Genomic DNA, 3641 nt, shown 5'->3' with positions numbered 1-3641 from the left:
ATTTCATCAATGTAAACTGCACAACTGATAACGCGATATAGATAAAGATAATCACGGGAACGGCGGCAAACTTGAATAGAAGAATTAGAACTGCGGCTGATAGCAGTAAAATGTACCGGAATGTATTTTCTTTGAATACCAGAGATTTAAACTTCAGTGAGATCAGGGGGACTTCCATTACCAGCAGAAAACTTGTTCCCAGGCTGAAAATGAACAAAAAGTAAGGGTTTAGAATATAGCTCGACCAGAAGCTTCCTGATTGAGCGATAATCATCGGAAGGGATGCGATAAGAAGCGAATTCGCAGGTGTCGGCAGACCGATAAAATGATCGGATTGTCTCACATCGATGTTAAATTTCGCTAAGCGTAATGCTGAAAAGATCGCGATTATAAAAGCTGAGTAATTGAGATAAACACTTAACTCGCCCAGTTGAGGTGCTGCAAGAAACAGTTGATAGACAATCGAGGCGGGCAGAAAACCAAAGCTTACCATGTCGGCAAGCGAATCAAGCTCTTTTCCCATAACGGAATATACATCAAGCCCCCTGGCAATCAGTCCGTCAGCGAAATCGAAAAGTGCCGCGATAATAATGGCGTAACCTGCATAGATCAAGTTGTTGTTGAATGCAAAAGTTACTCCAATACACCCGCTAAACAAGTTTAAACAAGTGATCGCATTTGGTATATGTTTTCTCATGTAAAAAGCAAAGTACAGGCGCAAAGGTAAGAAAGTGTCTCACACTTTCCTCCATTTGCCTGTACTTTGTCTTAACTATTCATAGAAACGAGGAACTCTTCGTTGTTTCTGGTTCCTTTCATCTGGCCGAGCAGGAACTCCATTGCTTCCTGGGAATTCATATCAGCAAGGTGATTTCTGAGGATCCAGATCCGCTGAAGTGTTTCGCGGTCGTGAAGAAGATCATCTCTTCTTGTACTTGAAGCTGTAAGGTCGATAGCAGGGAATATACGTTTGTTGGAAAGCTTGCGGTCAAGCTGAAGCTCCATATTACCTGTTCCTTTGAATTCTTCAAAGATCACTTCATCCATTTTTGAACCAGTATCGATCAACGCTGTGGCAAGGATCGTCAGGGAACCGCCGTCTTCAATATTACGTGCTGCACCGAAGAAACGCTTTGGTTTATGCAGGGCGTTTGCATCCACACCACCTGAAAGGATCTTACCTGAAGCAGGCGCTACTGTATTATAGGCACGTGCCAGACGGGTAATAGAGTCAAGAAGAATGACGACATCGTGGCCGCATTCAACCATTCTTTTTGCCTTTTCAAGTACGATGTTGGCAATCTTTACGTGACGTTCAGCAGGCTCGTCAAAAGTAGAAGAAACCACTTCCGCGCGTACGCTTCTGGCCATATCTGTTACTTCTTCGGGGCGTTCGTCGATCAGAAGAATGATCAGGTATACTTCCGGATGGTTCTTGGCAATTGCATTTGCCACATCCTTAAGCAGCATCGTCTTTCCTGTCTTTGGCTGGGCCACGATTAAACCACGCTGACCTTTTCCGATCGGGGTGAACAGGTCAATGATCCTTGTAGAATGATGCCCTGTGTCCTGGAAAAGATTCAATTTCTCAGATGGGAACAAGGGAGTAAGATAATCAAATGGTACTCTGTCGCGCACTTCTGCCGGCACCCGGCCGTTGATAGCTTCTACTCTTACAAGAGGGAAATATTTTTCTCCTTCTTTCGGAGGTCTGATGCTTCCTCTTACAGTGTCTCCGGTCTTAAGACCGAATAATTTTATCTGTGACTGAGATACATATATGTCGTCGGGAGAGGTGAGATAATTATAATCGGATGAACGGAGAAATCCGTATCCGTCGGGCATTATTTCTAAAACACCTTCGTTGACGATAACATTGTCGAAATCCAGGTTGGTAGCCGGGAGTTGTGAAGAAGTTTCCTGTCTTCCATCCTGATACCTGTCTTCATAGCTGCTTTCAGCATTGCGGCTGGAATAGCTAACCCTGGGTTCAACCCGCTGAGGTGCGGTATATTCTGCTTTTGGTTCAACGGGAGCAGGTGGCGCTGAAATTTCAATTTCTGTTCCCGGAGCCTTTAATTTGATTTTTCTTCTGGGGCGTGCGCCTGATTCAGATTTCTCTTCCTGTGTTGAATCTGAAGATTCTGTTTCAGCTTCCGCAGATGCAGGGCTTTCAGCTTCCTGGCTTTGTTCTTCCGTTTCCTGGCTTTCAGGAGTCTGAACTTCCGCCGCAGGAGTCTCCTGAGCTACCGGAGCTTCTTCAGCTGGCGCCGCAGCCGGCTCGGCAGGAGTATCAAATAATGATGCCGGTTCAGTTGCTGCTTCGGGCTGTTTTTCTGCTTTCGCTTTTACCGCCCTGGTACGTTTACGTGGCTTTTCTTCCGCGGCAGGAGCGGCTTCAGTTTCTTCTGCTGGTGTATTTTGACGTGCAGTTTCAATAAGTGTATGCTGCTCTTTAATCCGATTTATAAGCTCTGCTTTCCGTAAAGCATCAGCTCCCTCTATTCCAAAGGATTTGGCGATCTCACGAAGCTCAGATACAAGCTTGTCGTTCAATTCAGTGATTTCCATTCAATTTTGAAGTATTATGTAGGATTTGTTTATATAAAGAGTAAATCCGCAATCAGCAAAAAAACATTTTTTAAGAAATCTTAAGGAGTTTTCCTGTGATGTTTAGGACAAACATTTTGAGATAACGCCACAATTTTAACGGAATAATTTTAAAGAAGCAAGAAAAAGTGAAAAAAATTTCCTCCCGCCGCATTGTTTTAATTTCTTTGCAGGCTGTTAATAAATACATTCGATCTTAAAATTTTTATGAACCGCAAGGAATTAATCGGACAAATACGGGAAAAGAAATCTTTTTTGTGCGTTGGGCTTGATACTGATATTCAGAAGATCCCGGCTTTCCTGCTTAATGAAGAAGACCCTGTCTTTGAGTTTAACAAGCAGATTATTGATGCCACCCGGGAGTTTGCTGTTGCCTATAAAATAAATACAGCGTTTTACGAAAGTCGTGGCATTGAAGGATGGAAAAGCCTCATAAAAACATGGGAATACTTGCCTAAAGATTGCTTCAGTATTGCAGATGCGAAGCGCGGCGACATCGGAAATACATCTGAAATGTATGCAAAAGCCTTTTTTAATATTGAATCATCCGGAATGAGCTTTGATTCGGTCACAGTTGCTCCTTATATGGGAGCTGATTCGGTGAAACCATTCCTTAAGTTTCCTGAGAAATGGGCTATCATCCTTGCTTTAACATCTAATGAGGGCAGCAAGGATTTCCAGTATCTTTCTTCTGACGGAAATATGCTGTTTGAATCCGTGCTTCAAAAATCAGGGGAGTGGGGAAGTAAAGAAAATATCATGTTTGTGGTGGGGGCTACCCGCGGAGAGGATTTTCTCACCATCCGTAAACACGTACCGGATCACTTTTTACTTGTCCCGGGCGTTGGAGCCCAGGGGGGAAGCCTGGATGAGGTTTGCAGGTATGGTATGAATAAGGAATGCGGACTGCTGGTCAACTCGTCCCGCGCTATTATATATGCATCCTCAGGTACGGACTTCGCCGAAGCGGCAGCTGCCGGCGCGCAAGCGGTGCAGCAGGAGATGGAGAAGTGGGTGAGGGAGTTGTAAGT

3 protein-coding genes are annotated in these 3641 nt (G+C 44.3%); 1 reads left to right on the top strand and 2 read right to left on the bottom strand.

Annotated elements, in window-relative coordinates; genetic code table 11:
• Together DDR33_RS15025 and rho are read right to left on the bottom strand one after the other, a co-directional pair.
• The coding region (locus DDR33_RS15025) for a CDP-alcohol phosphatidyltransferase family protein (RefSeq protein WP_109416629.1) at nucleotides 1-697 on the bottom strand (697 nt) is incomplete at its 3' end.
• A 71-nt stretch (nucleotides 698-768) separates the two neighbouring features.
• Entirely contained in the window at nucleotides 769-2571 is a 1803-nt protein-coding gene (gene rho / locus DDR33_RS15020; protein WP_109416628.1) for a transcription termination factor Rho, read from the bottom strand.
• Between the two features lie 246 nt (nucleotides 2572-2817).
• On the opposite strand from rho, the gene pyrF reads away from it, so the two are divergent.
• The gene (gene pyrF / locus DDR33_RS15015) at nucleotides 2818-3639 is read left to right on the top strand and encodes an orotidine-5'-phosphate decarboxylase (protein WP_109416627.1); all 822 of its coding nucleotides are present in this window, start codon (nucleotides 2818-2820) and stop codon (nucleotides 3637-3639) included.
• Nucleotides 3640-3641: the final 2 nt, after the last annotated feature.

Source organism: Pararcticibacter amylolyticus, from assembly GCF_003130405.1.
Lineage (GTDB): Bacteria > Bacteroidota > Bacteroidia > Sphingobacteriales > Sphingobacteriaceae > Arcticibacter > Arcticibacter amylolyticus.
The sequence above is the reverse complement of the archived record's forward strand: the minus strand, read 5'-3'. Positions and strand labels throughout refer to the sequence as shown.

Excerpts from the sequence above, each read along its gene's own strand:
- pyrF (WP_109416627.1), top strand. The coding sequence starts at position 2,818 with ATGAACCGCAAGGAATTAATCGGACAAATACGGGAAAAGAAATCTTTT.
- rho (WP_109416628.1), bottom strand. The coding sequence starts at position 2,571 with ATGGAAATCACTGAATTGAACGACAAGCTTGTATCTGAGCTTCGTGAG.